At 56.6% G+C, this 24105-nt stretch carries 24 protein-coding genes; 8 read left to right on the top strand and 16 right to left on the bottom strand.

All coding sequences use genetic code 11. From position 1 onward, the window contains the following. Positions 1–198: 198 nt before the first annotated feature. From FIV39_RS20995 to FIV39_RS20980, 4 genes are all read right to left on the bottom strand, one after another. Positions 199–1218: a transporter gene (locus FIV39_RS20995; RefSeq protein WP_146371601.1), complete on the bottom strand. Its 1020-nt coding sequence runs from the start codon at positions 1216–1218 to the stop codon at positions 199–201. 100 nt (positions 1219–1318) lie between these two features. Then, positions 1319–2491 (bottom strand): GAF domain-containing sensor histidine kinase, encoded by a 1173-nt coding sequence (locus FIV39_RS20990; RefSeq protein WP_090400481.1) that lies wholly within the window; start codon positions 2489–2491, stop codon positions 1319–1321. 181 nt (positions 2492–2672) lie between these two features. Next, the gene (locus tag FIV39_RS20985; protein WP_053140009.1) at positions 2673–2981 is read right to left on the bottom strand and encodes a PepSY domain-containing protein; all 309 of its coding nucleotides are present in this window, start codon (positions 2979–2981) and stop codon (positions 2673–2675) included. Between the two features lie 100 nt (positions 2982–3081). After that, entirely contained in the window at positions 3082–4209 is a 1128-nt protein-coding gene (locus FIV39_RS20980) for a glycerophosphodiester phosphodiesterase family protein (RefSeq protein ID WP_090400480.1), read from the bottom strand. A gap of 231 nt (positions 4210–4440) precedes the next feature. Between FIV39_RS20980 and FIV39_RS20975 the strand changes: the two genes are divergently transcribed. Then, positions 4441–4764: a DUF2025 family protein gene (locus FIV39_RS20975; protein ID WP_027605634.1), complete on the top strand. Its 324-nt coding sequence runs from the start codon at positions 4441–4443 to the stop codon at positions 4762–4764. 217 nt (positions 4765–4981) lie between these two features. Here FIV39_RS20975 and FIV39_RS20970 read toward each other — a convergent pair whose 3' ends face one another. After that, positions 4982–5305 (bottom strand): antibiotic biosynthesis monooxygenase family protein, encoded by a 324-nt coding sequence (locus FIV39_RS20970; RefSeq protein ID WP_090400479.1) that lies wholly within the window; start codon positions 5303–5305, stop codon positions 4982–4984. After that, positions 5302–6009, bottom strand: a complete 708-nt coding sequence (locus FIV39_RS20965; protein ID WP_090400478.1) for a CTP synthase C-terminal region-related (seleno)protein — start codon at positions 6007–6009, stop codon at positions 5302–5304. The genes FIV39_RS20970 and FIV39_RS20965 overlap by 4 nt, the downstream gene beginning before the upstream one ends. A gap of 80 nt (positions 6010–6089) precedes the next feature. Between FIV39_RS20965 and FIV39_RS20960 the strand changes: the two genes are divergently transcribed. Further along, the gene (locus FIV39_RS20960) at positions 6090–6971 is read left to right on the top strand and encodes a LysR family transcriptional regulator (RefSeq protein ID WP_090400477.1); all 882 of its coding nucleotides are present in this window, start codon (positions 6090–6092) and stop codon (positions 6969–6971) included. A gap of 30 nt (positions 6972–7001) precedes the next feature. Here the strand turns inward: FIV39_RS20960 and FIV39_RS20955 are convergent, their stop codons facing one another. The 4 genes from FIV39_RS20955 to FIV39_RS20940 form a co-directional block, all read right to left on the bottom strand. Continuing rightward, positions 7002–7523: a DUF1003 domain-containing protein gene (locus tag FIV39_RS20955; protein WP_090400476.1), complete on the bottom strand. Its 522-nt coding sequence runs from the start codon at positions 7521–7523 to the stop codon at positions 7002–7004. Between the two features lie 84 nt (positions 7524–7607). Continuing rightward, positions 7608–8927, bottom strand: a complete 1320-nt coding sequence (locus FIV39_RS34125) for a methyl-accepting chemotaxis protein (RefSeq protein ID WP_090400475.1) — start codon at positions 8925–8927, stop codon at positions 7608–7610. Positions 8928–9191: 264 nt separating this feature from the next. Then, a complete protein-coding gene (locus FIV39_RS20945) occupies positions 9192–10250 on the bottom strand; it encodes a diguanylate cyclase (protein ID WP_090400474.1) in 1059 nt (352 codons plus the stop codon). Positions 10251–10440: 190 nt separating this feature from the next. Continuing rightward, a complete protein-coding gene (locus tag FIV39_RS20940) occupies positions 10441–11067 on the bottom strand; it encodes a TetR/AcrR family transcriptional regulator (protein WP_090400473.1) in 627 nt (208 codons plus the stop codon). Between the two features lie 122 nt (positions 11068–11189). On the opposite strand from FIV39_RS20940, the gene FIV39_RS20935 reads away from it, so the two are divergent. The 4 genes from FIV39_RS20935 to FIV39_RS20920 all read left to right on the top strand — a co-directional run bounded on the left by FIV39_RS20935 (position 11190) and on the right by FIV39_RS20920 (position 15385). Beyond that, positions 11190–12248 (top strand): MBL fold metallo-hydrolase, encoded by a 1059-nt coding sequence (locus FIV39_RS20935; RefSeq protein ID WP_090400472.1) that lies wholly within the window; start codon positions 11190–11192, stop codon positions 12246–12248. A gap of 338 nt (positions 12249–12586) precedes the next feature. Next, entirely contained in the window at positions 12587–13141 is a 555-nt protein-coding gene (locus FIV39_RS20930) for a hypothetical protein (protein ID WP_090400471.1), read from the top strand. 100 nt (positions 13142–13241) lie between these two features. Further along, complete coding sequence (locus tag FIV39_RS20925; RefSeq protein ID WP_146371605.1) at positions 13242–14741, top strand: amidase family protein; 1500 nt, start codon at positions 13242–13244, stop codon at positions 14739–14741. A gap of 86 nt (positions 14742–14827) precedes the next feature. Beyond that, positions 14828–15385, top strand: coding sequence for an AAA family ATPase (locus FIV39_RS20920; RefSeq protein ID WP_090400469.1), 558 nt, complete (start codon positions 14828–14830; stop codon positions 15383–15385). On the opposite strand, the gene FIV39_RS20915 is transcribed toward FIV39_RS20920, so the two are convergent. The 5 genes from FIV39_RS20915 to FIV39_RS20890 all read right to left on the bottom strand — a co-directional run bounded on the left by FIV39_RS20915 (position 15315) and on the right by FIV39_RS20890 (position 19289). Then, on the bottom strand, positions 15315–15695 hold the full coding sequence (locus FIV39_RS20915; protein ID WP_090400468.1) for a helix-turn-helix domain-containing protein: 381 nt from the start codon (positions 15693–15695) through the stop codon (positions 15315–15317). The genes FIV39_RS20920 and FIV39_RS20915 overlap by 71 nt on opposite strands. A gap of 94 nt (positions 15696–15789) precedes the next feature. Continuing rightward, positions 15790–16737 carry a hypothetical protein gene (locus tag FIV39_RS20910; RefSeq protein WP_090400467.1) on the bottom strand — a complete coding sequence of 316 codons (948 nt, stop codon included), beginning with the start codon at positions 16735–16737 and terminating at the stop codon, positions 15790–15792. Positions 16738–17224: 487 nt separating this feature from the next. Next, complete coding sequence (locus FIV39_RS20900; RefSeq protein ID WP_090400466.1) at positions 17225–17872, bottom strand: HAD-IB family hydrolase; 648 nt, start codon at positions 17870–17872, stop codon at positions 17225–17227. Between the two features lie 73 nt (positions 17873–17945). Further along, entirely contained in the window at positions 17946–18659 is a 714-nt protein-coding gene (locus FIV39_RS20895; protein ID WP_090400465.1) for an HNH endonuclease, read from the bottom strand. Between the two features lie 99 nt (positions 18660–18758). Continuing rightward, positions 18759–19289, bottom strand: coding sequence for a BRO-N domain-containing protein (locus tag FIV39_RS20890; protein WP_090400464.1), 531 nt, complete (start codon positions 19287–19289; stop codon positions 18759–18761). A 547-nt stretch (positions 19290–19836) separates the two neighbouring features. Between FIV39_RS20890 and FIV39_RS20885 the strand changes: the two genes are divergently transcribed. After that, positions 19837–21663, top strand: a complete 1827-nt coding sequence (locus tag FIV39_RS20885; protein ID WP_090400463.1) for an ATP-dependent nuclease — start codon at positions 19837–19839, stop codon at positions 21661–21663. 2 nt (positions 21664–21665) lie between these two features. Further along, positions 21666–23558, top strand: coding sequence for an ATP-dependent helicase (locus FIV39_RS20880; protein ID WP_090400462.1), 1893 nt, complete (start codon positions 21666–21668; stop codon positions 23556–23558). Between the two features lie 80 nt (positions 23559–23638). Here FIV39_RS20880 and FIV39_RS20875 read toward each other — a convergent pair. Then, positions 23639–24105: ribonucleotide-diphosphate reductase subunit beta (locus tag FIV39_RS20875; protein WP_146371599.1), on the bottom strand; the 467-nt coding region annotated here is incomplete at its 5' end.

Genomic DNA, 24105 nt, shown 5'->3' with positions numbered 1-24105 from the left:
TAGAGAGACCAAGGGTCTACACCACTTTTCAGGCTGGTTTTGGGGCTGCTTCGCAGCCCAACGCGGGACAAGCCCGCTCGCCACAACAGCCCTATCTGCCTGGCGTTCGGCGGTGAGCCAACGGTGTGTAGATAACTATGGCTATCGGGGGCTATCGGGGGGCTATCGGGGGCAAGCCCTTCCCAAAATTATTGCATTTCAATTTGAAAACTTGCGAAACGCCCAACGCCCGGCAATCAGCGTGAAAGTCGCGACCAGCGCCACCAAAATCCAGAACCCCTCCGGGTCCTGGGAAAGCGGCACACCGCCTACGTTCATGCCGAAAAAACCGGCAATGATGTTGATCGGCAACGCCAACACGGTCACCACGGTGAGGGTGAACAACGTTCGGTTAGTTTGCTCGTTGAGGTTGGCGGCGATCTCTTCCTGCAGCAGCTTGATCCGTTCGCCCAGCGCCGTGAGGTCGTTGATGATCAGCGCAAACTCCTCGGTGGATTTGCGCAACTCCTTCACGTCTTCCTTTTGCAGCCATTGCGGCGGGCGGTTGAGCAGGCGCAGCAGCGAGCCCGGCTCCAGCGCGAGCAGGCGTTGCAGGCGCACCAGCACCCGGCGCGCCGCGCCCAGTTCCGCGCGGTTGGTGGACAAGCGCGAGGACAGCAACTGGTCTTCGATATGGTCGACGCTGATGCTGGTCTTGCGCACGATCTGCGTCAGCACTTCACCCTGGTCACGCAGCAGGTGCACCAGCAGCTCCAGCGGTGAGCGAAAGTGTTCGCCGGCCTTCACCGACGAGCGCAACTTGTCCACCGAGTGCAAGGGTTGCAGGCGTGCGCTGATCAACAGCCGGCTGCGGGTGCACACCCACAGCGTGGAAATGTCCGACGAGACCATGCTGCTGAAGTTGAACACCACGTCGTTGACCACCGCCAGCAAGGCTGAGTCGACGTGTTCGATACGCGTGGAGCGCGAACCTTCGTGCAGGGCCTCGAAGAATTCTTCGGGCAAATCCAGGTTTGCCTGCATCCACCGCTCGCAGGCAGCGTGGGCCAGGTTCAGGTGCAGCCACAGGAACTCTTCCGGATCGGCGGGTTGCTGCAAGGCCTGGAGCGCGGTGGCCGAATCAATCTGTTCACCCTTTTCACCGGGGCGAAAACGAAAACCGTAAAGCAAGCCAAACAGATCGGAATCCTGGTGGCTGTGGTCGAGGCTGTGGTTCATGGAGGCTCGCAGAGAAAGCGCCTGTAGGATGTTTCACAGGTTCGCGTAGGCGAATCATTGCAAGGCGGTATGACGATTTTGTGACAGTTTGAAAGCGCGCTCAGTGGACGTCCAGCGTAAAGGTGAAGTGCGTGCCCGCCAGCTCGTCGGACGACACGTTGAGTTGCCCGCCATGGGCATCGGCGATCTGCTTGACGATATACAGCCCCAGGCCCAGGCCGGCCTGCGGTTTGTCGGTGACAGGACGTGAATAGGGCTGGAACAGCCGGAGCAAGGCTTGTGCGTCGATCTGCCCGGGGTTTTTCACCGATAGTTTGAACTGGCTGTGTTCGACCTGCGCGCGAACCTCCACCGGGCCGTCATGGCTGCCGTGGTGGATGGCATTGGCGACCAGATTGGAGAGCAACTGCGCCAGGCGGTCACGGTCACCTTTCACCTGTTGGAGGTCGCCGATGGCCGCATGGATCTCTCGCTGCGGATGCACGCTCTGCACCTCCGACACCACATGTTGCAACGCCGCCTGCAAACCCTGGCAATCGCCGATGTTCAGTGGGATGCCGCTGCCCATGCGCCCCCTGGCGAAATCCAGCACGTCTTCCACCAACTGCGCAGCGCGCCGGCCGCTGGTGAGGATATGCCGCACGAGGGTGTCGGTGGCCGGGTCCGGGTGCTTGCGCAGCAGCCGTTCGGCCGCGACGTTAATCGCAAACAGCGGGTTGCGCAGGTCATGGCCGAGTACGGCGATAAACTGCTCTCGCAGTTCGGCGGTGCTGCGTTCTTCCTGCAATTGCGCCTGGGTATGCTGCGCGGCTTCTTCGGCTTCGATCTGTAGCGACAACACCCGTGCAAACGACTCCATGGTCGACTGGATTGCGCTGCTGCGCAGCATGGCGGGGTTGGGGTCCAAGGCGCAGATCGTGCCGAAAAAACGCCCGTCGGTGCGGAACACCGGCACCGAAATATAGCTTTCGAAGTGGTACAGGCGCGGCGTGTGGTGGTCGTGGTAGAGCGGGTCTTCACTGGCCTTGTCGATCACCACGGACACGTGGGAGCCGCGAATTTCGTGGCAGATCGTGGTGGTCAGGTCCAGCTCGCCACCGACGCCGAGGCCGAAGTCCAGTTGGTCGAGTACGGCGCAGGCGGTCCAGGTGTCCTCGGTCACCCGCGCCACGGCGGCAAAGCGCAGCCCGGTCATGTCGCTGATGACTTGGAGCATCGCGGGTACGGCACTGATTCGGCCAATGGTGGCGATGTCGGCGGCTTTTTGCCCCATGCAACAGTCTCGCAAAGTGGTGAGCCAGAGGCTCAGGTTGATGCCTGGGATTTTAGCGGCCTTGTGCGGTGCCGGTGTAATTTCATTCACAAAATGACGTTTTTTCCTACGCGCGGTTAGCGAGCGCGCATAAAAAAACCGCGCCACCCGGAGGTGGCGCGGTTTCAGGTGATGGGGTCACTCAGGTGTCGAGTTTGTCTTCCAGCACGGCGCCGGTCTTGGCGTCGAGCTTGACTTCAAACTTCTTGCCGGCAGTGTCGGTCAGCTCAACTTCGTAGACCAGCACGCCACTGTTGTTGTGGTCCAGTTCGGTGTCGTTGATCGTGGCACCGGCGTGTTTGGCCACGGCGGCGGCGTTGAGCTTGTCGAACGGCATCACGGCACCGGACTTGAGCAGACCTTCAATATGGTCCGGACGAACATCGGCCTGGGCCAGGCCGGCGGTCAGGGTCAGGGCGGTGGCAGCGAACAGGGCAGTCAGGGTTTTCATGGTGTGTGTCCTTCTTCGGTGAGCTGTTTAAGTGGCGCCAGATTAACCGGCGCAACTTAACTCATCCTTAATGGCGCACTGACACCAATGCCCGACGCTCTCAGTACTTATAGTCGTTCAGCAGGTCTTGCACGCTGGACGACGGCCAGCGCTTGTAGAACTTCAACAGTTCGGCGGCGCGGTTGGTGAAGATACCGTCGACGCCGGCCTTCATCACTTTGTCGAAGTCGACCGGCTCATCCACGGTGTAGACGTGCACCAGCAGGCCCTTGTCGTGGGTCAGCTTGTTCATTTCAGGCTTGACCAGGTCGGTGTAGCTCTGGTCGCCATGGTCGGTCAGCTCAGCCGACGGGCCGGTGCCGATGGCGCCGAGGCTCTTGGCCTCGTCGACCCACTTTTCGAACTCGGCGGCGTCTTTCGGCTCTTGCTTGGCGTAGTAGGCGGCCTTGGTGGTTTCGCCGGATTCGGCGAAGGTCTGCGTGGATTTAGGCTCGATGCTGCCTGGGCCAACCCATAACAGCAGGATCTTCGGGGTGTTTGGCATTTCTTTTTGCAGCTCTTTCAAGCTGTCTTTTTCAAACGTCTGCAGCACCACGCGGCCCTTGCCCTGGCCGACGCCGGTGTTGCTCTTGCCCAGCTTGGAGCCGGCGGAGCTGAGCCAGCCTTTATCCAGCAGCTTGTTTTTCAGGTCGGCTTCGATGCCCGGGAATTGCTTGGGCTCCTTGGTTTCGATGTACAGGCCGGGTTTGTGCTGCGGGTTGCCTTCGGCGATCTTGATGATGTCGTCCAGGCTCAGGATCTTCAGGCCAACGAAGCCTGGACGCGCACGGTCCGGGTAGGCGGCGTTGAACCAGCTGCCGGCATCGAGGGTTTGCAGTTCTTTCCAGGTGAACTCGTTGGCCGGGGCGTCTTTGCGCTCGGGGAACTTGGTAGCCACGTCGGTGGTGCGCTGCAGGTTGTTGTCGTGCAGGGCGAACAGTACGCCGTCCTTGCTGCGCTGCAGGTCCATTTCCAGGTAATCGGCACCCAGGTCGCGCGCGACCTTGTAGGCGGCGGCGGTGGATTCCGGCGCGTCGTAGGAGGCGCCACGGTGAGCGATCACGGCGGGGTAGGGAATGCCTTCGTTTGTCGCCAATTCGGCCGGGCTGATCGGTTCGGCAGCCTGTGCCTGGCCAAGGCCAAGCGCCAGGGCGAGCAGCAGGGCGCTCTTGGAAAACGTGACAGGCATATGCGAAGTCCTTTCGTGGAGGTAGCTTTGAGAGGCCTCCTTTTTAACAATTGATTGCGAAAGGCGCTATCACCAAACCGACATTAACGTGCGCACGTGCCAATTTTCTCGGTTTTTTTGCGCTGCATTGCAGTACTCTTGCGCGCAGCCGCCCCGCTAGAGGACGGTACTTTCCGCCACGCGTGTAAACCATCTTTCCAGTCCCTGTGGGACTTTTCAGTGAGGTTTACCATGCGCATCACCTCCGAGCTTATCTGCCAGGCCGCCGACCAACTCCACGGTTTTGTTGGCCTCAACCGCAAGACTGGCCAGTACATCGTGCGTTTCAGCGAAGACTCCTTCGGCATGGACGTGGCCGACGACGGCATCATCCCCACCGCTGAATTTGTCTGGCTGCCGGCCCCCGAGCAGACCATGACCCTGTCCCGCGAGCGTATCCAGTTGCTGCTCGACCAGAATATCGACGACCGCATCAACATCAGCGAGCCGCTGCGCGTGTATATGAAGCGAGTGGAGATTCCACAGATCAGCGCGCTGCGCAGTCTGGTGAGCTAGACGGCATCGGCGGTAAGCGAGCCTTGCGTGGCAGGCTGGTTTTCTGTGGCGAGCGGGCTTGCCCCGCGTTGGGCTGCGAAGCAGCCCCAATTCAGTTAACGCGGTTCTCCAGACTAACCGCAGCGTCTGGTTCAGGGGCCGCTTCGCGCCCCAACGCGGGGCAAGCCCGCTCGCCACAACAGGCCCGCTCGCCACAGAGAGCCGGGCGATACGAAGGTTACTGGCCCTGGAATGCGTAGGCCCGTTCCACCTTGCACACCCGTGTCTGAAACGCCGAGTACCAGGTGGCGCGTCCTTGTTCACGCACCGCCCGATGCTCGGCCTGCTGCTTCCAGGCCAGGATCGCGGCCTCGCTGCTCCAGTACGACACGGTAATCCCCAGGCCATCCTCCCGCGCCGATTCCACTCCGAGAAACCCCGGTTGTTCGTGCGCCAGCTCCAACATGCGGGCGGCGGCCTGGCCGTAGCCTTGATCGCCGTCGGTGCGCAATGAGCTGAAAATCACGGCGTAGTAGGGTGGGGCGGGTGTCTTGGCGATCATGCGCACTGCTCCTGGCAAGCCTTGAGCAGGGCAATCGCCAAAGGCGGCGTGATGCCCTTGAGGGCGGCGCGTTCAGGCTGGAACAGCGTGGCGACGAAGAACGGATGGTCGAGCAACTCGACCGCGCGCAGATCGCCGGCCGCATCATGCCCGCTGGGAATCATCTCGCGTTCGAGCAGGGCATCGGCGAATTCGGGGTTTATGCCGTAGCGGCAGCGATAGCCTTCCTCGATTTCAACACGGCCGTAGGCCTCGGCGATGCGCGTGTAGGGCGTCAAACGCAGGCTGTCGGTGGCGTCAACCAGGGCGCAGCTCAGGGGGGTGATCACCGCGCGTTCAGCGTCCGGCGCCAGTTCGCCATGTTCGGCATCGGCCCAGCCCAGCACGTTGCGGGCGTATTCCAGTACCGCGTGTTGAAAACCGCCGCAAGTGCCGAGGAAAGGTCGCCGTTGTTCGCGGGCAAAACGGATCGCCCGCAATGCACCGTCGCTGTCGCGGTAGGGGCTGGCGGGCACGCACCAGAAACCGTCGAAGCCGTGCAGTTCTGTGGTGGGCGTGAGGGTATCGGTGTCCAGCCATTGCAGATGAACCTGCACGCCGAGGGTTTCGGCGGCCCGTTGCAGCGCGACGGGAATGGCCTGGTGCGCGATGACATCGGGGTTGTAATCGCCGATCAGGGCGAGGTGCAAGGTGGTGGCTTTCATCGTGTGCGTCCTATGGCTTGTGGTGTCCTGATACGCACTATAGATTGGCGCGCACGCAATCAATATTGGCGTTTACCCACATGCTCAATGCAGCCACGCACTATCAAATCGATTACCCCGACCTGTCGCTGATCCTCGCCCTGGTGCGTGGCGGCACCCTGGCGCGGGCGGCGGCATTGTTGCGGGTGGATGTGTCCACGGTGTTCCGCGCGGTGCGGCGGCTGGAGGCCGCATTGGGCCAGACGTTGTTTGAAAAAAGCCGCGCCGGCTACCTGCCCACCAGCCTGGCCAGCAACCTCGCGCAGCAGGCCGAACGTGCCGAACAAGCGCTGGAAGCGGCGCGCATCGGCGTCGAGCAGGGCGGCGAGGTGATCAGCGGCACGGTGCGCCTCACCTGTACCGACTCGGTGCTGCAAGGGCTGTTGCTGCCGGCGCTGGCGCAGTTCATGCCGGAGTACCCGGCGCTGACCCTGGAACTGAGCACTTCCAATGATTTCGCCAACCTCAGCCGCCGCGATGCCGACATTGCCCTGCGCCTGACCAAGGCACCGCCGGAGCACCTTGTCGGCCGTTGCCTGGGGGCCGTGGCGTATCAGGTGTGCGCCAATCCCACCTATGCGCGCCTACACGCCGGGTGCTCACTGGCGGACCTGGCCTGGATCGCGCCGGACGACTTCCTGCCCGATCACCCGACGGTGGCCTGGCGCCGCGAACACCTGCCTGGGGTGCGCCCCAGTTATCGCTGCAACAGCATGTTGTCGGTCACCGAACTGGTGCGGGCTGGGTTGGGCGTGGCGGCGCTGCCGGATTTTCTGCTGGATGAAGGCCTGCAACCCCTGGGCCCCGCATTGGCAGGGCACGACACGGCGTTATGGTTGCTGACACGTCCCGATTGCCGGGCATTGCGCTCGGTGGTGACGCTGTTTGATGAGTTGGGGCGGCATGTGCAGATGAAACCCTGACACCGCCCCTCCCACAATGGATACACGCAGTTACTGGGGTTTTCTTACGTAGTGCTCATGCATTTCGCACGTCAGGGTTTCGATGTGTTCGGTCAGTTGCTTGGTCATTTCCGTCAGTCGGGTGTTCTGCTCCAGCAATTCCAGCAGCTGTTTGGTGGTTTGCGCGGCCTGGGCCTGGCGTTCGGAATTGGCGATGGCCAGTGCTTCACGGTGTTGTGCATCGGCGTCGGACTGGGCTTTGTCGCGGGCCGCCTGGCGCGTCTGGGCCAGCAGGATCAGTGGCGCGGCATAGGCTGATTGCAGGCTGAACGCCAGGTTGAGCAGGATGAACGGGTACACGTCGAAGTGGGTGATGCCGGTTACGTTAAGCACCACCCACAAGATCACGATCGCGGTTTGCGCACCGAGGAAGGTCGGCGTACCAAAGAAGCGCGCAAAGGCCTCGGCCTTGAGGGCAAAGGTGTCATTGCCAAAGGTCGGCGCCAGGTGGGCGTGGCGTCGGTGAAAGCGCAGGTGATCGACGGGGGGAGATTCGGGCTTGTCGGGTGTCATGGTGGGCTCGGGTCATCAACGTTAAGACAGTGAATCACTATAGCCTCGGCGACCTGTCTTACACATGAATAACCCGGAGCCTACTTAGTGGACGCCACGCTCATTGGCAAACGCGCTCACCGCGTGCACCGCCTCGCTGGTGCCTTCGCGAATCTGCAGGATCACCGTACCGGCCTGGTTGGCCAGCTCCACGCCCTGGGCGGCGCGGTCGCGGGTCGCGTCCATGCTGTCGATGGCTTGGCGGGTTTCAGCCTGGATCACCGCGATCATGCTGGAAATCTCCGTGGTGGAACCGCTGGTGCGCGCCGCCAACTGTCGTACTTCATCGGCCACCACGGCAAAACCACGGCCTTGTTCACCTGCGCGCGCCGCTTCGATAGCAGCATTGAGTGCCAGCAGGTTGGTCTGGTCGGCAATGCCGCGAATGGTGTTGACGATGGTGGTGATCTGTTGCGAACGCTCGCCCAGCTTGGCGATCAGTTGCGAGGAACTGTCGATGTCCGAGGAGATTTCACGCATGCCGCTGGCTGTTTTCTGGATCACATCGGCGCCTTTTTCCGCCATGTCCTGGGTATGCAGGGACAGGTGATAGGCTTGGGCGGCGCTTTGCGCGTCAGCGGCATGTTGTTGCACGCGCGCGGTGATGTCCGAGGCGAACTTCACCACTTTGCACAGGCGCCCGCTGGCGTCGTACACCGGGTTGTAGCTGGCTTCGAGCCACACGGGCCGGCCGTTTTTATCCACGCGTTCGAATTGGCCGCTGAACAGTTCGCCCTGGTTCAGGCGCCGCCAGAAGTCACTGTAGGCTGAACTCGCGGCAGTCTCTGGGGGGCAGAACAGGCGGTGATGCTGGCCCTGAACCTGCGCCAGGCTGTAGCCCATGCGCTGCAGGAAGTTGGCGTTGGCGGTGATGATCGTGCCGTCGAGATTGAACTCGATGACGGCCATTGCCCGGCCGATGGCTTCCAACTTGGCGTTGGCCTCGCTTTCGGCCTGCAGGCGCGGGGTGACGTCCAGGGCGTACTTCACCACTTTGATCACACGGCCCTCGTCGTCACGCACTGGGGTGTAGCTGGCTTCCAGCCACACCGACTGACCGTTGCTGGCCACCCGTTCAAAAGTACCTGACTGGAATTGACCTTTTTGCAGGTTGGACCACAGCTGCATGTACTCGGCGCTCCGGGCGAAAGCGGGCGTACAGAACATCCGGTGGGATTGGCCTTCGATCTGCTCGGCGCGGTAGCCCAGCGTGTTGAGGAAGTTGTCATTGGCGCGCAGCACGAGGCCTTGCGGATCAAATTCGATCACCGCCATGGAGCGCTCGATTGCGTCCAGCAGGCTGGCCTGGTGAGCCACGGTGTGTTTCAGGGTATTGATGGTTTTTTTATGGGCGTTGAATAGCATGTTCGGGTGCTCGGGCAAGCATGCGTCTGGGAGTGTCCATGTATGTGCGCCTGCCCCCGTAAGGCATTCGCCGTACGGTTGACGTGCTCATTGTCAGCCTCCTTGTGCTGACAGCGGGGGTGGAACAACGGGTTAAGAGTGATCAGCCTGACAAGAAGTTCGCCCCAGGAGCAGGACCATTTTTGGGTAGGCGACCAGTGGAGGCTTTATGCTATCGCCCAGGGCGTTGGACGGAAGATTCAGACGAGGTGTCGTGGGGCGATTTCAGGCGGAACAGGCGATCCGGTCGTCACTGACATTGACTCGATTACGCCCGGTGTCCTTGGCTGCATAGAGCGCTCGGTCAGCTGCGTTCAGCCACATGGCCGCGTCGGTGAAGCGGGGCTGGAAGTCCGCCAAACCGATGCTCAGGCTGACGCGCAGTTCCGGTATTTGCGGGGGGCGGTAATCGCCGAATGTTTCGCGCATCTGCTCCATGATCTTGGCCGCTTGCTCCAGAGGCATTTGCGGAAGAATCACACAGAACTCATCGCCCCCGTAACGCCCGGCCAAGTCGTTTTCCCGCAGGTTGCGCCGCAGTTCCAGGCTCAGTTGCCGCAGCACCGTGTCGCCGACAATGTGGCCATGGGTATCGTTGATCTGCTTGAAGTGATCAATATCGATCAACGCGATGGTGGCGTGGCTTTGCTGCTGCTGGCACTTGTGGAACTTGAGGTGCAGCAGGTCTTTCCACGAGCCGTGGTTGAGCAGGCCGGTGAGGCTGTCGGTGCGACTCAGGGCACTGAGGGCGCGTTTATGTTCCGACAGCTTGATCGCCAGTTGATAACAAACCATGCCGATGGCCATGGGGTATAGGGTCAGCATGGGCAGGCAGGTGTAGACCTGCAGCAGGCTGACCTCGGGGTTGAACTTGATACCGAACAGCGCCCACGCCACGCCGACCCCCAGCCCTTGTGCGAGCAAGCCGCGCAGGAACAGGCGCCTGCCGCCGGCGGCGACGTTGTTCATGGTCATCATCGATAGGATGGTCACGGCCGTCAGCGGCGTGAACTGTGCGGCGGCTGCCCAGAACCCGCCGAATACCGAGTCATACAGGAAGTTGCGCTGTTCCGCCTGGTAAGGGAACTGCGAGCGGGTCGACAACTGGTAGGCCAGATGCGCCCAGGCAAACCCATTAAGCAGCAACAACGCCCAGACCCAGCCCGGCATGGCGAGTGGGTACAAGGCGCCGGTGACGCTGATGCTGCCGACACCCAGGCCGATGATCCGTGGCTGATAAATACGCCTGGCAAATGAGAGCCCTTTGCCTCGTCTGTTTTCCATAAATTCCTGGTTGAGCTGTTTTTCACATATGCGACGGCGCGGATCGGCTGGATCAACCGTTGATCGGATAAGACCTGTGAATATTGTCAGTTATTCGCGTGGGAATAATCAGTGGCCTTCCAGGCCATTTGCGCAAAACAGAGGGCGAATGCGTCAAAAGCGACCAGGAATGTCGCTCCTGCAATGCTTTCTACCGGGCGAGGGGGGCGCGGACTTCGTAGCCGGCAAGGAACAGGTCGATGGCTGACTCAATGACGTTGGCCTGTTGGGTGGCGTCGAGGGTGGGCTGGCCAAGGGTAATCTGCGGCCAGAACGCGAAGGCCTTGAGCAGGCTTTGGATCTGGTGGGCGGCAAACGCCGGGTCGGTGCAGGAGAGGCGGCCGTCTTCCTGGGCGGCGCGTACCCACTGGGTAAAGCCTTCTTCGCGCTGGCTCAGGCGGTTGACCATGTCTTGCGCGCGTTCCGGCGAATGGATGGTGGCGGCGATGGCCACCCGTGCCAGGTCGAGGAAGTTGGCGTCCGCCATCATCTTCATCTTCGCTTCCAGCAACCCGCGCAATTGTTCGCGCAGGGGGCGCTCGCGGGTGTAGCTGACGTCGAGTTGCGCAACGCTGCTGGCCCAGAGCTGATGGAGGATTTCGGCGAACAATTCTTCCTTGCTGGGGAAATGGTTGTACACCGTGCGCTTTGAAACCCCGGCGGTGGCGGCGATCTTGTCCATGCTGGTGACCTCGAAACCGTTGGCCCGAAACTCGGCGATAGCCGCTGCTACGATGGCTTCGCGTTTGCGGTCGGTGAGGCGTTGAGGGGCAGTCATGGGTGCGTTCGGCTCTGGAAGGGAAATTACACCGGGTAGTTTACTTGCTGCGGATTTTGTTGCAATCTTGAAACTACACTGTGCAGTGTAACTTATGAGCGGACCGTAGGAGTCACTCGGTAATGGCCACGATCTCAACCCGCCTCAAGTCTTCGCCTGCGGCGCCCAAGCCTGCCGAGCAGGACCTGGGGAGCTTCAGCAACGACGCCCCCGTACAGCACGGTGGCTTTGGCAAGACCTTGCGTATCTTCTGGAACATGCTGTTCAACAAGCCACGCAGTACGCGGCCGGTGGGGCAGATCCCGGTGCAACCGCTGACCCGCGAGCAGTTGCTGGCGGCGCCTGATCACAGCGTGTTCCGCCTGGGGCATTCCACCGTGTTGCTGAAAATGCGCGGCAAGTTCTGGCTGACCGACCCGGTGTTCGCCGAGCGCGCTTCGCCGTTCAGTTGGGCTGGCCCCAAGCGTTTCCATCAGCCGCCTATCAGTCTTGAAGAGCTGCCGCCCCTGGAGGCGGTGATTCTTTCCCACAACCACTACGACCATCTTGACCGTAAGGCTGTCGTGCAACTGGCCGACAAGACCCGTTACTTTCTCGCGCCGCTGGGCGTGGGCGACATTCTGGTCAAGTGGGGTGTCGACGCCAGCAAGGTGCGGCAACTGGATTGGTGGCAGGGCACCGAGGTAGATGGCATTCGCTTTGTCGCCACGCCGGCGCAGCACTTTTCCGGGCGTGGCCTGTTTGATGCCAACCAGACCCTATGGTGTTCCTGGGTGATGATCGACGGCGCGCGGCGGATCTTTTTCAGCGGTGACACCGGCTATTTCGACGGCTTTAAACGCATCGGCGAACAGTACGGCCCGTTCGATCTGACGTTGATGGAAACCGGCGCTTACAACGTTGACTGGCCCCATGTGCATATGCAACCGGAGCAAACCCTGCAAGCACATATCGACCTTAAGGGCCGTTGGCTGCTGCCGATCCATAACGGCACGTTCGACCTGGCGTTCCACGCCTGGCACGAACCTTTTGACCGGATCATGGCGCTGGCGTGGGAGCGCAATGTGTCGATCACCACACCGCCGATGGGCCAGGCGTTCAGTTTGAACCAGCCGGAGCGTGGATATGCATGGTGGCTGGAGGTGGAAATCCAATGTGCGCAAGAGCACCTTGTGAGCTGATGGCGCAGAGGCGCCGGAAAAGGAGTTTTCAAGCTGTTTCAGGTCTACGACAGGCCTCGGCGAGGATGCGATGATCCCTGGACAATAATTTCGGGGGGCGCGTTCTGATGGACAACAAATGCAGAAAGTTTTCGCGGGTGAATGCTGTTTGCCTGGTGGGCCAGCCGCTGTCTCCGCTCTTGGATATGACCGGTCTGGCGCCTGCGTGTCCCCGTCCTTCCGCCGATCAAGCGCCTCCCCGCAGTATCGCGTTTGATGTCGATCCCCACCCTCAAATCCACCCCAAGGGTGGGGTCCTGATCCCCGGGTATAACGTACCGGCACTGCCCATTAAACCCATGCGTGATCCCTCGTTGACGCTGATTGCCTTGAGCGGCATCGACCCAGAGGGCCCGGTGATGGTGGAGGTGCCGCTGGTGCAGAGCAACAGCACCTTTACCGCCATGCAAGCGTTGGCCGGCACGCGCGTGGGGTATGCCGACCGATATGGACGTGGCGATGGTCACGAACCGATTGAACACCGTGCGCCTTTCATGCGAGCGCTGGACGTTCTGCGCCGTGCCGGGGCGCAGCTGTTACCCGTGCCGGCGCAACGTGTCGACGACACCCTCACGTTCAACCTGCGCACTCATAATGAAATCGATGAACTTGTGAATGAGCACCGGCTGGATGCCCTGGTATCCGATAGTCAAAGTGCTGCGTTCCATGGTGCGTGCTGGAGTGGTTACCCGAGATTTGCCGAGGCGCTCGATGGCGGCGCGACATTGTGGTTCTACGGTGCGCGATGGTCGAAGGAATCGTTGGCGGCGCTGGCACAGGGGTATCGCAATGCTTGTTGCCTGGAGAATGCACAGCATGGGCTACCTGGGGTGTTGAACAATCCTACGCGTTGAATTGCCGACGTCTTGCTGGCGGGGGGGAGGGAAGTTTTTAGACTGGCGCCCGGCTCAACGGTGGTCCTTCGTCATTTCTTACTCTTCCCCGAGGTGGTTCATGTTTGGTATTGGTTATGGTGTGAATAGGGCTGTTAGTCACGCGGCGTCTTGGATGGAGTTGACTGCCGACACCTCCAAACCGGTTCCGCCGGGAACGGAACGTGCCAGTGTTCGCGAGCTCAGTGAACAGATGGCCAGGCCTGGCGGGCTCACATCGGAAGATCTGGTCATCTTCCTGCAGGAGCGCATCCGTAAACGCGACCCGGCATTAAACGCCATTATCGAACTCAACCCTCAAGCGCTGGAGATTGCTCGCGAGCTGGATCGCGAACGCGCCAGCGGCACGGTCCGGGGGGCGCTGCACGGCATTCCCGTGCTCCTCAAGGACAACATCGAAACGGGCGACACCCAGCAAACCAGCGCAGGCGCCTTTGGATTGGTGGGGGCAGCTGCGATCAAGGACGCGTTTATCGTCGAACGCCTGCGCCAGCAGGGCGCAGTGATCCTGGGTAAAACCAACCTGACCGAACTGGCTGGCTTTCGTGGCGGCCCCGACGGTTTCAGCCACCGGGGCGGGCAGACGCTCAACCCTCATCAAGCGGATGCACAGGTGGGAGGATCAAGCTCGGGCTCGGCCGTAGCGGTCGCCGCTGGTTTGGCGCCCTTGGCCGTCGGCACCGAAACCAATGGTTCGATCATCGTCCCGGCGGCGTTTAACGGGGTGGTCGGTTTCAAACCCAGCGTGGGCTTGTTGAGCCGCAGCGGCATCATTCCTGCCAGCCATCGACAGGACACGCCAGGGCCGATGACGCGTTCGGTGTTTGATGCCGCGTTGTTGCTCAACGCCATGTCGGGCAGCGACCCTCAGGATTCAGCCAATGTGGATGCCCCCCAAGGCATCGACTACACCGCGTTGCTCAAGCCTGGCGCCTTGAGGGATAAACGTATTGGTTATCCCGCGACCTTTTTCGCGGATGGCGAAAACCTGCCGGTGGACAATAGCCCTCAATTTCAAAAAACGCTTGAGGTGCTTCGCGCACAAGGCGCAGTGCTGGTACCGGTGAACGTGCGGCTGGCGGATGCATCGCGCTATGGTGAGCTGTTGTTTGCTGATGTGAAGAGTGAGTTGAATGATTACCTGGGCAAGCGCGCTGGGTTGCCGGTCAAGTCAGTTTCCGAGTTGATCGCGTTCAATGAAAAGCGCGATGGCAGCGACACCGACCACCAGCCGCTGCTCAAGGAAATCGATGCATCCACCTTGACATCCGAGGAGCGCAAGCCGCTATGGAATGAGCTTATCCAGGATTTTCGCAGCACAGTGGATGAGCTGATTGACGGGGAAAAGCTTGATGCCGTGGTGTCGGACTTTGAAACGAACAGCTATTTCGCAGTTGCAGCGGCCGGTTATCCTGGGATCTCGGTACCTTCCGGCAAAGATGAACGCGGCCTGCCGACCAGCGCCTATTTTTTTGGTGCCCGTTGGGCCGAACCTACACTGCTGGCCGTTGCCCATGGCTACGAGGAGGCCGCGAAGGCAGGTTCCAGAAGCGGGCGTTGAATTAACAGGCGGTTGTTGGCGTTGGCGTGTACAAACTCAAGGGCTGACGCCTTCAACAGATACACTCAATGTCATGGAGGGAAGCCATGGCCTATAGAATTCATATCCTCGGTGCTGCGGGGTCGGGCACCAGCACTCTGGGCAGGGCCTTGGCAGAAAGTCTGAACGTCGCTTACTTCGACACCGACTACTTCTACTGGCAGCAAACCGACGCCCCTTTCACCGTTGCCCGGCCCAAGGATGAACGCATCCGCCTGCTGCAGGAACAGACCGCCGGCCTGGAAGGCTGGGTGCTGTCCGGTTCACTGTGCGGCTGGGGCGACCCCATGATCGCGCAGTTCACCCACGTGGTGTTCCTGCGCCTCGACCCGCAAGTGCGCCTGCATCGCCTGCGCATGAGGGAAGTGCAACGCTACGGTGATGAAATCCTGGAAGGTGGCAGTCGCCACGAAAACAGCGTCGCCTTCCTGGCTTGGGCCGCTCGTTACGACAACGGCAACCACAGCCTACGCAGCCTGCGTCGGCATGAAACCTGGTTGGTGCCACTGACCTGTCCGGTGATTCGCTTGGACTCTACACACCATTCGGTTGGGGTGTTGGTGAATCAATTGATGCCGCTGTTGAGCCCATCAGCCGCGAAATAATCGTGTGTGCGGCAGGTTCGGCGGGGGCGGTGTCAAACCGCCGCACACTCATGCCCCACCCCGGCGCAAACCCCGGAAAAAACACCAGCCCTTGCGCCTCCAATCGAAACGCCAATGCCAGGCGGGTTTCATCACCCACGTCGCCCAGGCTTTCAAACTGTTGGATGGCATCCACCGTCACACCCGCCTGGCGGGCCAGCTCTTCGCGGCTCCAGCCCAGCATCGCGCGGGCCTGTACGCTGTGTTTGGCGGTGAATTGGTGCAGGACGATCTGCTGTTCTACGAAAGAGCTCATTGCCAGAGAGGACATGGGGTTTCTCCAGGGTTCGACGGGGGAGGGCAAATTATACTGTGTTTTTGTACAGTTGTTTTGACCGCTCATCAACTGGATTTTTATCGACCCACTATTCCAACCCTGGCGCCTCACGAATAATCAGGTGATCCAGGTTCTCGATATTTGCGCTGAACACCCCGAACGTCTGCTCGGGGGTTTTCTTGCTGGGCACCTGTTTCAACTCCGGCGTGACCCCGTAGAAGAAGCAATACAACGCCCGCTCACTGTCCACCGCCGCCTTGATTTGCTCCAGGAACGCCTTGCGCTTGCGGTAGTTCTCAATGAGCTTTTTGCTCAGATAGACATTGACCGAGTAGGGTTTCTTATCGAGCCACACCTTCTTTTCGAAGTCGATGCGAAAGCTGCTGGTGTAGTCCTTGATCGCTTTGATCTTGCCCCAGTAGATCAGGCCCTTGTTGTCTTGCAGGTATTCGATCTTCTTGAAAAACGTCGAGTAAGTCGCGGTGTGCTCGCCGATCTTCAACGGCATGCTTTTGAGCTTTTCCTTGTCGTCGATGTTCGACACATAGCACTCGACCGGGTGGGCGAACACGCTGGTCTTGTCCGGGGTGGTGTCGCTCGAACTGACAGATTCGCCGCTGCGGGTTGAAGGTATTTTCGCTGAATCTTGTGGGACCAACCCTTCGGTGCCGACCACTGCGGTTTTACGCTCGTACGTACGGCGGGTGAGGACAAATTCCGATGGGAAATTGTCCTCACGCTCATCGCCGTTTTCGCCCTCTGCGCTCTTGTGGAGACTGGCATAGCGGCAGCCGTCGATATGCCGGGTGCTCGGCGTGTTTTTGAAATGCGGGGTGCGTTGGTAGTTGACGTTCTTGGCGTTAAACGTGCTCAGCACATTGCCTGCTTCGAAGGCAGCGCGACAGGCATCGTTGGGGCAGAGAAAACTGTCCTTGTCGGAGTCGAAGGTGTTGGTTTCGTCGAAATTCAGGTCTCGCACGTCATAGATCGACAGCTTGTCATCGAGACTCAGGCTGTAGGCCGTGTCGAATTTCATGGGGCTCGGGTCCGTGAGATGAATAGCGGGATACTACGCAAATATCAGCCGTTACGGAGGGCAAAATGTAGCCGGCTTGATCGACGATAACCGGTGTTCAATCCCCGTTATGAGCTCTAAGCGTGGCGTTCGTCGGGTGGTTGCCATAGAACTATGCAATAGAGCATCCTCGGGCTGTCATTTCTCCCAGCCATTCCCTACCCCGTGGGGCGAGAGTTGATCATCTCGCCGAGTTGATGCACGGGGCTGAAATAAGCCAATTCGTAGATAAAAATAATCGAGCCGTGGAAGACTTTACTTCCCGGCTCGATGTCGTTCATTACGACGACAAGGCTGCATTTCACTACGGTTCGATACGTTCAGAACTGGAAAAGAAGGGCACGCCAATCGGCGTTAATGATCTTCATATCAAACCGTAGGAGCTGTCGGGCCCCAGCGAGGCTGCGATGGGATCACTCGGTCCCCTCGCCAACCCCGCCCCCCCGCATCACCGCTGCAACCGAGCCCGCTTTTTCTTCTTCGCATGAAAATGCCGAAAATGCGCGTCCTGCGCCGCCGCCAACAACTCCCGATCCCCACGCGTATCGCCCCAGGCCCGCAGCCGATACTCCCCCAGGTCTCCATACACCGCCTCGAGCCGCAGCACCTTATTCTCACACCGACAATTATTCCCGGTGAGCTTGCCGGTCAACACCCCGTCGACCACCTCAAGCTCAGTGCCAATCAACTTGATCCCAAGCCGATCGGCAAACGGCTGCAACACCAACGCCGGCGACGCCGAACACAGCGTCACCACCGCCCCCGAGCCCAACTCCTGCTCCACCGACAACACCCCGGCCGGGCGCATCAACCGCGCCCAATTGCGCTGGCAATACTCCTCGGCCTTCTGCTGCACCCACGCCTTCTCCACCCCGGTCATAAAGGTGCGGATCAACTGCGCCTTCAACTCATCCCGACTGATCTGCCGCATCAAAAAGCGCAACCCAGGCACCGCCAGCTTGACCATCCGGCCATAAAACTCGCCGGTGCCAAAGGCAAACTTGAGGAAGGGCACGAAACTGTCGTGGTGGGTCAGGGTACCGTCGAAGTCAAAGACGGAAAGTACTTTGGCGTCTACGGGGCCGGCTTCGAGCATGTCTGGGTTCACGGGTTGGCCTCGGTCCTATCTAGTATTTTTTTGAGTGTGCATCAGGTGTGACCTCAGGAGTTTACTCCCGTGCCAATCTTCCGATCTTGGCGTAAAGCCCCTCGGTGAAAGCCTCCCGATCACTCGACCGGTGACAACGCTGATGGCAATTGGGGCACAAGGCTACAGCATTGGTGATGCGATCCGAACCCTTCTGGGCCAGGTGCTTGACGTGATGTACTTCAAGAAATGGCTGGCCGTCGACCTCAAACGGCGCGTTAGAGCCGCAGCCTTCGCAGATGCCCTCGGCCTCTTTCAGTACCCAGGCGCGTACCTTTGGGTCGCGAACAAAAGCGATGCTGACGGTCGAGACCTTCTGCGGCTGGGCAATGCCGTCCGGTAGCTGAGTGAAAGGTTGCTGCTGCAGTTTGGATGCGCGGCGGATAAGCGTTTGCTCGTCTGCTGTTTGGGCGGCGTCTTCGGATTCGAATACACCCTGTGCGGCAAGCGCTTGGCGGATGCGTTGTTCGACGCCTGCGCCCACGTTCTTCGCAGGCTTATAGCCTTCGATGCGGTCCCAGCCCATACGCACAAGCACGGTGGAGATATTTTGCATGCGGAACTCGATGGAGCCCTTTGCACGGCCTGCCACCGGTCCTTCGCGCAGGAGGCGGTTTTCGAGGGCTTTATTGAACGGTTGGCCGTTCTTTTCCCAGGCCAACATCTTTAAGTACGCCTCGACCGCAGCTGCCAGCTCCGCGTCGCTCCAGTCCGTGTTGTCTTTCGTAATATCCATACAGCCGCCGAGGGTAGAAAGCCCTCGGACGATACTGAGTAGCCATTATTGCGTCTACGAAATTTCCTACGCATTGGTAGGATTCGGCGGTCGTCCGCCTTAGTAGATTCGCGGCTTCATTCGGAAAGGTTGAGTGACCTTGCGCCACCACGGAGTCTTTGCCGACTCTTTCCGGTAGGTTCGATTGACCAACAGATAGGGCATGTCTCGAAGGCGAATCCAGCCTTCATCCTGCCAATGCAGCAGGTTCAATGACATCTCTGGCCAGTCCAACATGCTCAACAGCGGCCGCTCCACTGTTCGCGGCTGACGCTCGTCACGCAAAGTCGGGACGACTTCATGAGTAAGCCAGCTACGCAGTAGGCGATTCCCTGGTGTGTAGTGATAGACCAGCAACGCATAAGCGCCGGATTCGCTAATCATCAGCATTTCTTCTGGCTGACCGTGAAATAGCAGTTTTACGGTTTTACGTTGGTCTTCATCGAGCTTACGAGTCGTTCGTTCATCCAGGTACCACCCCATCAAACGCCCAAGGTCGCGAGCGCAGAACCATGGTTGGTTTTCCAGAAGGAGGGCGTGTAAAGGGAGGTTTTGACGGGTAAAGACGGTAGGAACGGACGAGTCATGCATGACACACCTCCGAGTCGGAGCGTGTTTTAGAAATGGTGCTGGGGCGAATGATCTTTGTGAGGAGTGCAAGGTATCCAGGCATTTCCGTTACCTCTGGTTGCTTTCTTAGGGCATTCGTTATAGGTGTCGGGAGCTAAGAAACCCACCAGAGACGGGCCGGACATATTCCCCTTTCGGGTCTTGTATTCGCCCACTCCCGACATAACGAGGATTTTTCACAGGCGTAGAGAAACCGCTGGCGAAAAAAAGCCGCATGGCTGTCGGGTGCGGAGGACCGCTCTGGTTTGAGTTTCTTAGGCTCGAAAATGAGGGTAAGAGGAATACTTTCCCAGGTCAATACCGCAGAAATTGCTATTAGTAACTAATATTGCCTCAGTGGTCTCATTGTAGTGAACGATTTTTACAAAATACAGTTGCGAAAAAAATACAGGAGTGATATTGCGGAGTGGTGTTGTGGTTTGCAGTTCTTGAAGGAAGCTTTGTCGATTTTAAGTTGTTTTTAAGATAATTAAAGATGTGTCGATTATTTTTGGGGGGGGGAGGAAATATGGAGATTTTGATAGATGTTATTCGTATCGCTGGATTTAGAGGGGTAAGTCAGTTAGAAATATATCTTCCAAGAGTGACAGTATTAATAGGTGCTAATAACTCGGGTAAGACTTCTGTAATTAAAGCTTTGCAGTTGGCCTTAGGCGACTATTCAAGGTTTTTATCAGAAGAGGATTTTTTTATCTCTGCTTCGCAGGAACGATCAACGGAAATAAAAATCGATATAAGGGTTGTTCCAGTTGTTGAGGAAGGTAAAAGGGTAGGAGCTTTTTCTGCTCAGTGGGTTGATTATTTTGCTGACAGTATTCAGTCAGATGTGAGCGGAAATCAATTTGTAGCTTTACGAACGACCTGCAGGCCCAACCTAATTAAGGGCGGCTTCGATACGGTTAGGTGTACTCTCGATAAATGGGTTGAGTACTCGGATTGGAAAAACGTAAAGATTAAAGAGAATAAATTTGTCGGGAGATGGCAGAATATTCCTCTTATACCTATTGATGCGCAGAGAGATATACACTTTGAGTTAAGGGATAAAACCTCATTCGTGGGTAAAGTGCTTTCAAGTGTTACTTATGATTCGCGGGATATTGAATTGCTGGAAGGACTAATAAAGAGCGCTAATGACGAAGCGGTTAAAAAAAGCTCAGCTCTTCAAAGCCTAAAGGAAAATCTTGAACTTTTAAGCAAGTCGTTCCATGGAGTCGGCTGCGCCGAAATTACTCCTCTACCCAAAAAAATACGTGATTTATCAAAGTACTTTTCGATTAGCTTTGGTGAAAGCAGCGATAGCTCATTTTCAATGGAGTATCACGGCATGGGGACGCGAAGCTGGGCGTCTATGCTGACGGTGAAGTCATTTTTAGATATAGCGGCAAAAAAATATAAGGAAGAAGAGCAACCATTTTTTCCAGTTCTTGCAGCAGAAGAACCCGAGGCGCATTTACATCCCAGCGCTCAGAAAACCTTGTATGGTCAGCTGGCGTCTACAAGAGGGCAAGTAATAATCAGCACTCACTCTCCATACTTAGCTGCAATGGCCGAGCAAGATGGGCTTAGGTGTATTCGTAGAACTGGCGATACCATTTCGGTCGGTTTTATTAGTGAAAATAGCGAGCCGGAAGATCGTAGGCGCCTGCATCGGGAGGTAATTCACTCCCGCGGAGAGATATTATTTTCCAAAGCTTTGGTTCTGTGTGAGGGCGAAACAGAAGAGCAAGCGTTACCTATACTATTTAGAGCCTATTTTGGCTGCGAACCTTTTGTGCTTGGAGTTAATTTCATTGGTGTGGGAGGCTCAGGTAAGAAATATTTGCCATTCTTTCAGTTTGCCAAAAATTTCTTCATACCTTGTTTTGTTTTTAGCGATGGTGAGGTTGAAACACTAAAAACTTTGAAAAAAAATTATGAAATTGTGTTTGGTGAAGTGGATGTCAATAATTCGCCATATTTGACTGTGCTTGATAATAGTGACTTTGAAGGCTATTTGTTGAGTAGCGGTTATCGTGACTTAGCAATAGAGACCATCGCCGAGTTAGACGGCGTCGACGCATTGTCGAATTGGATGAAGACTAGAGATGGGTCTGTATCTGGGCGAGTAAAAACAGCTTTACCACCATGCGAAGCTTGCAATCAGCCTATTTTTGCCAATCAGGTTAGAGATTATAAGGTCGAGCAGGGTGAGAATATGGCAATAATTGAAATTTTTGACTCTAGCAAACCTAAATATGCACCTGTCTTTGCTGAAAAAATTTCTACATTGGAAGTCGGTAAATTCCCTGCTAAAGTAGTTGAACTTTTCGAGAAAATTAAAAAGGGAGCCTTTTAGTTATGAACCTATCAGCGCAGCAGATGGCTGTTGTCAACGCTCCTATTGGCGAAGCTATTCAGGTGCTTGCTTCTGCGGGTTCGGGTAAAACGCGTGTGATTTCTGAGCGTATCCGCCATATATTAAATTCTAATAAAAGAGACAGAGTTATAGCACTGACTTTTACGAATAAAGCTGCTGAGGAAATGAATTCTCGCCTGGAGGATATCGATGATGTTGGTGAAAGATGCTGGATTGGTACAATTCATTCAGTGGCGCAGCGCGTACTGAATCAATACGGGCATACCATTGGGCTCCCGCAAGAACTTCAGATTTATGAACGAGATGAGGATAGGAAAGCTGTCTTCTTACAGTCACTCCGGGATGCTGGAATAGATCTAAAAGCAATGTTCGAAGGGAGTGGTGGAACAGCTAGAGTTGATAGTTCTCGAGTGGTACAAAACTATATGGAGCAGTTTTCTATAATAAAGCGTGGGCTTCTAGGTGAGGAGGAAATCAAAGATAAGTACTCAGGCGAACTTGGATTTTGGGAGATTTACACTGCCTATCAAGATGCGTTGCTGCAAAGTGGTGGTATAGATTTTGATGATATATTGGTTTATGCGCATAAGGTCCTTCTAGATCAGCCTTGGTGTGGGGATATTTATAGAACTAGATATAAACATATTTGTGTTGATGAAGCTCAGGATTTAAACAAAGCTCAGTACGAATTTATAAAGGTTCTGTGTGGAGATAAAGCTAGAAGTTTATTTATGGTTGGTGACCCCAATCAGATGATTTATGGTTTTAATGGGTCGTCTCATAAGTATCTATGTGAGAATTTTGTTAATGAGTTTTCTCCATTGATATTTTCATTGACTCAAAACTTCAGAAGTTCTCGGTCAGTTATTGAATTGGCAAATAAATTAAAGCCTGGATCCCAGGATGTCACAAGTTTTGCTCTGGTTGGATATAAAGAGATTCGAGCTTTACAAGATGAAGAACAAGAGGCGGATTGGGTATGTCAAAGTATTAAAGGTTTTCTGGATTTAAAAATTCACCCTGAAATTGAGGGGGATATTGCTTTGGATAAAATGGTGATTATTGGGCGTAATCGATTTGTTTTCGGGGCGTTAGAGCGAAAATTGTTGGAACTTAACATACCGTTTTCATTGCGACGGGGTGAGCGTTTGGCTGAGCCAGACTCGACTTTTGGTCGGGTTTTGGATTTGGCAATTCGGATACGTATTAACCCTAAAGATTGGGTCGATGGTAAAAAACTGTGTGGAGCTTTGAAAATTAGTTTTCCAGTCACTTGGGGAGACTCCGATTTATTGATGTCTTTTTCAAGGCTTGCAAAGACGTCAAGTATACCTTTTCCTACGCTGCAATCTGAGCTACTCGAATATGTTCATAATCTAGATCTGGAAGAGCCTAACTTTCTAAAGCTATTTGCCTATTTTAATTCTGTGCTTAAGAGTCTGGGTCCGAAAGATACTAGTGAGAGAGACGAAGAGCTAGAGTTGTCATTGCGTGAGTTGGCAGAGTTCCAAAGATCATGGTCTGTTTTCAAGCGGAAGGGGCTAGGTGGGAGTTTGGCTGCTTTTAGGAATGCTATGGCTTTGGGGCAGCTTATTGAGGATTTTGATCCAAAAGGGCTTACCTTGAGTACAGTGCATACAATGAAGGGGCTCGAAAAGGATATAGTCTTTTTGATCGGTATGTGTGAAGGCGTGTTTCCTGACTATCGTGCGAAGTCATCTTTGCAAATTAATGAAGAAAGAAATAACGCTTTTGTTGCAGTAACTCGCGCACGTCGCTGGATCTATATTACTTATCCGAAGATGAGAAAGATGCCCTGGGGAGATACTAAGTATCAACATCCTTCACGGTTTTTGAATGAAATGATGCTATGAGTTTTTAGAATTAAGTTTTAGTTAAAGCAAAGCCCTGAGTTATCAGAGCTTTGCTTTAGGGGGATATTTGGTAATTAAAATCAATCCCAGCTCAACGCCCCACCCGTCTGATACTCAATAACCCGAGTCTCAAAGAAATTCTTCTCTTTCTTCAAATCCATAATCTCGCTCATCCAAGGGAACGGGTTAGTCGTCCCCGGATACTCTTCCTTCAAGCCAATCTGCGACAGGCGACGGTTAGCGATGAACTTGAGGTAATCCTCCATCATCGCCGCATTCATCCCCAACACCCCGCGCGGCATGGTATCCCGCGCGTATTCAATCTCCAGCTGAGTCCCTTGCAGGATCATCTGGGTCGCTTCTTCCTTCATCTCGGCATCCCACAAATGTGGGTTTTCGATTTTGATCTGGTTGATCACGTCGATACCGAAGTTCAGGTGCATCGATTCATCGCGCAGGATGTACTGGAACTGCTCGGCCACGCCGGTCATTTTGTTGCGGCGGCCCATGGACAGGATCTGGGTGAAGCCGCAGTAGAAGAAGATGC

It is taken from the genome of Pseudomonas grimontii (genome assembly GCF_007858185.1).
In the GTDB taxonomy this organism is placed as follows: domain Bacteria; phylum Pseudomonadota; class Gammaproteobacteria; order Pseudomonadales; family Pseudomonadaceae; genus Aquipseudomonas; species Aquipseudomonas grimontii.
The sequence above is the reverse complement of the archived record's forward strand: the minus strand, read 5'-3'. Positions and strand labels throughout refer to the sequence as shown.

What these genes read in the sequence shown, in the direction of transcription:
- FIV39_RS20925 (WP_146371605.1), top strand. Translation starts at nt 13,242, where the DNA reads ATGTTTGGTATTGGTTATGGTGTGAATAGGGCTGTTAGTCACGCGGCG.
- FIV39_RS20895 (WP_090400465.1), bottom strand. Translation starts at nt 18,659, where the DNA reads ATGGATATTACGAAAGACAACACGGACTGGAGCGACGCGGAGCTGGCA.
- FIV39_RS20930 (WP_090400471.1), top strand. Translation starts at nt 12,587, where the DNA reads ATGCGTGATCCCTCGTTGACGCTGATTGCCTTGAGCGGCATCGACCCA.
- FIV39_RS20920 (WP_090400469.1), top strand. Translation starts at nt 14,828, where the DNA reads ATGGCCTATAGAATTCATATCCTCGGTGCTGCGGGGTCGGGCACCAGC.
- FIV39_RS20915 (WP_090400468.1), bottom strand. Translation starts at nt 15,695, where the DNA reads ATGTCCTCTCTGGCAATGAGCTCTTTCGTAGAACAGCAGATCGTCCTG.
- FIV39_RS20970 (WP_090400479.1), bottom strand. Translation starts at nt 5,305, where the DNA reads ATGATCGCCAAGACACCCGCCCCACCCTACTACGCCGTGATTTTCAGC.
- FIV39_RS20880 (WP_090400462.1), top strand. Translation starts at nt 21,666, where the DNA reads ATGAACCTATCAGCGCAGCAGATGGCTGTTGTCAACGCTCCTATTGGC.
- FIV39_RS20955 (WP_090400476.1), bottom strand. Translation starts at nt 7,523, where the DNA reads ATGACACCCGACAAGCCCGAATCTCCCCCCGTCGATCACCTGCGCTTT.
- FIV39_RS20990 (WP_090400481.1), bottom strand. Translation starts at nt 2,491, where the DNA reads ATGGGGCAAAAAGCCGCCGACATCGCCACCATTGGCCGAATCAGTGCC.
- FIV39_RS20995 (WP_146371601.1), bottom strand. Translation starts at nt 1,218, where the DNA reads ATGAACCACAGCCTCGACCACAGCCACCAGGATTCCGATCTGTTTGGC.
- FIV39_RS20885 (WP_090400463.1), top strand. Translation starts at nt 19,837, where the DNA reads ATGGAGATTTTGATAGATGTTATTCGTATCGCTGGATTTAGAGGGGTA.
- FIV39_RS20980 (WP_090400480.1), bottom strand. Translation starts at nt 4,209, where the DNA reads ATGCCTGTCACGTTTTCCAAGAGCGCCCTGCTGCTCGCCCTGGCGCTT.
- FIV39_RS20940 (WP_090400473.1), bottom strand. Translation starts at nt 11,067, where the DNA reads ATGACTGCCCCTCAACGCCTCACCGACCGCAAACGCGAAGCCATCGTA.
- FIV39_RS20935 (WP_090400472.1), top strand. Translation starts at nt 11,190, where the DNA reads ATGGCCACGATCTCAACCCGCCTCAAGTCTTCGCCTGCGGCGCCCAAG.
- FIV39_RS20960 (WP_090400477.1), top strand. Translation starts at nt 6,090, where the DNA reads ATGCTCAATGCAGCCACGCACTATCAAATCGATTACCCCGACCTGTCG.
- FIV39_RS20890 (WP_090400464.1), bottom strand. Translation starts at nt 19,289, where the DNA reads ATGCATGACTCGTCCGTTCCTACCGTCTTTACCCGTCAAAACCTCCCT.
- FIV39_RS20900 (WP_090400466.1), bottom strand. Translation starts at nt 17,872, where the DNA reads ATGCTCGAAGCCGGCCCCGTAGACGCCAAAGTACTTTCCGTCTTTGAC.
- FIV39_RS20975 (WP_027605634.1), top strand. Translation starts at nt 4,441, where the DNA reads ATGCGCATCACCTCCGAGCTTATCTGCCAGGCCGCCGACCAACTCCAC.
- FIV39_RS20985 (WP_053140009.1), bottom strand. Translation starts at nt 2,981, where the DNA reads ATGAAAACCCTGACTGCCCTGTTCGCTGCCACCGCCCTGACCCTGACC.
- FIV39_RS34125 (WP_090400475.1), bottom strand. Translation starts at nt 8,927, where the DNA reads ATGCTATTCAACGCCCATAAAAAAACCATCAATACCCTGAAACACACC.
- FIV39_RS20965 (WP_090400478.1), bottom strand. Translation starts at nt 6,009, where the DNA reads ATGAAAGCCACCACCTTGCACCTCGCCCTGATCGGCGATTACAACCCC.
- FIV39_RS20910 (WP_090400467.1), bottom strand. Translation starts at nt 16,737, where the DNA reads ATGAAATTCGACACGGCCTACAGCCTGAGTCTCGATGACAAGCTGTCG.
- FIV39_RS20945 (WP_090400474.1), bottom strand. Translation starts at nt 10,250, where the DNA reads ATGGAAAACAGACGAGGCAAAGGGCTCTCATTTGCCAGGCGTATTTAT.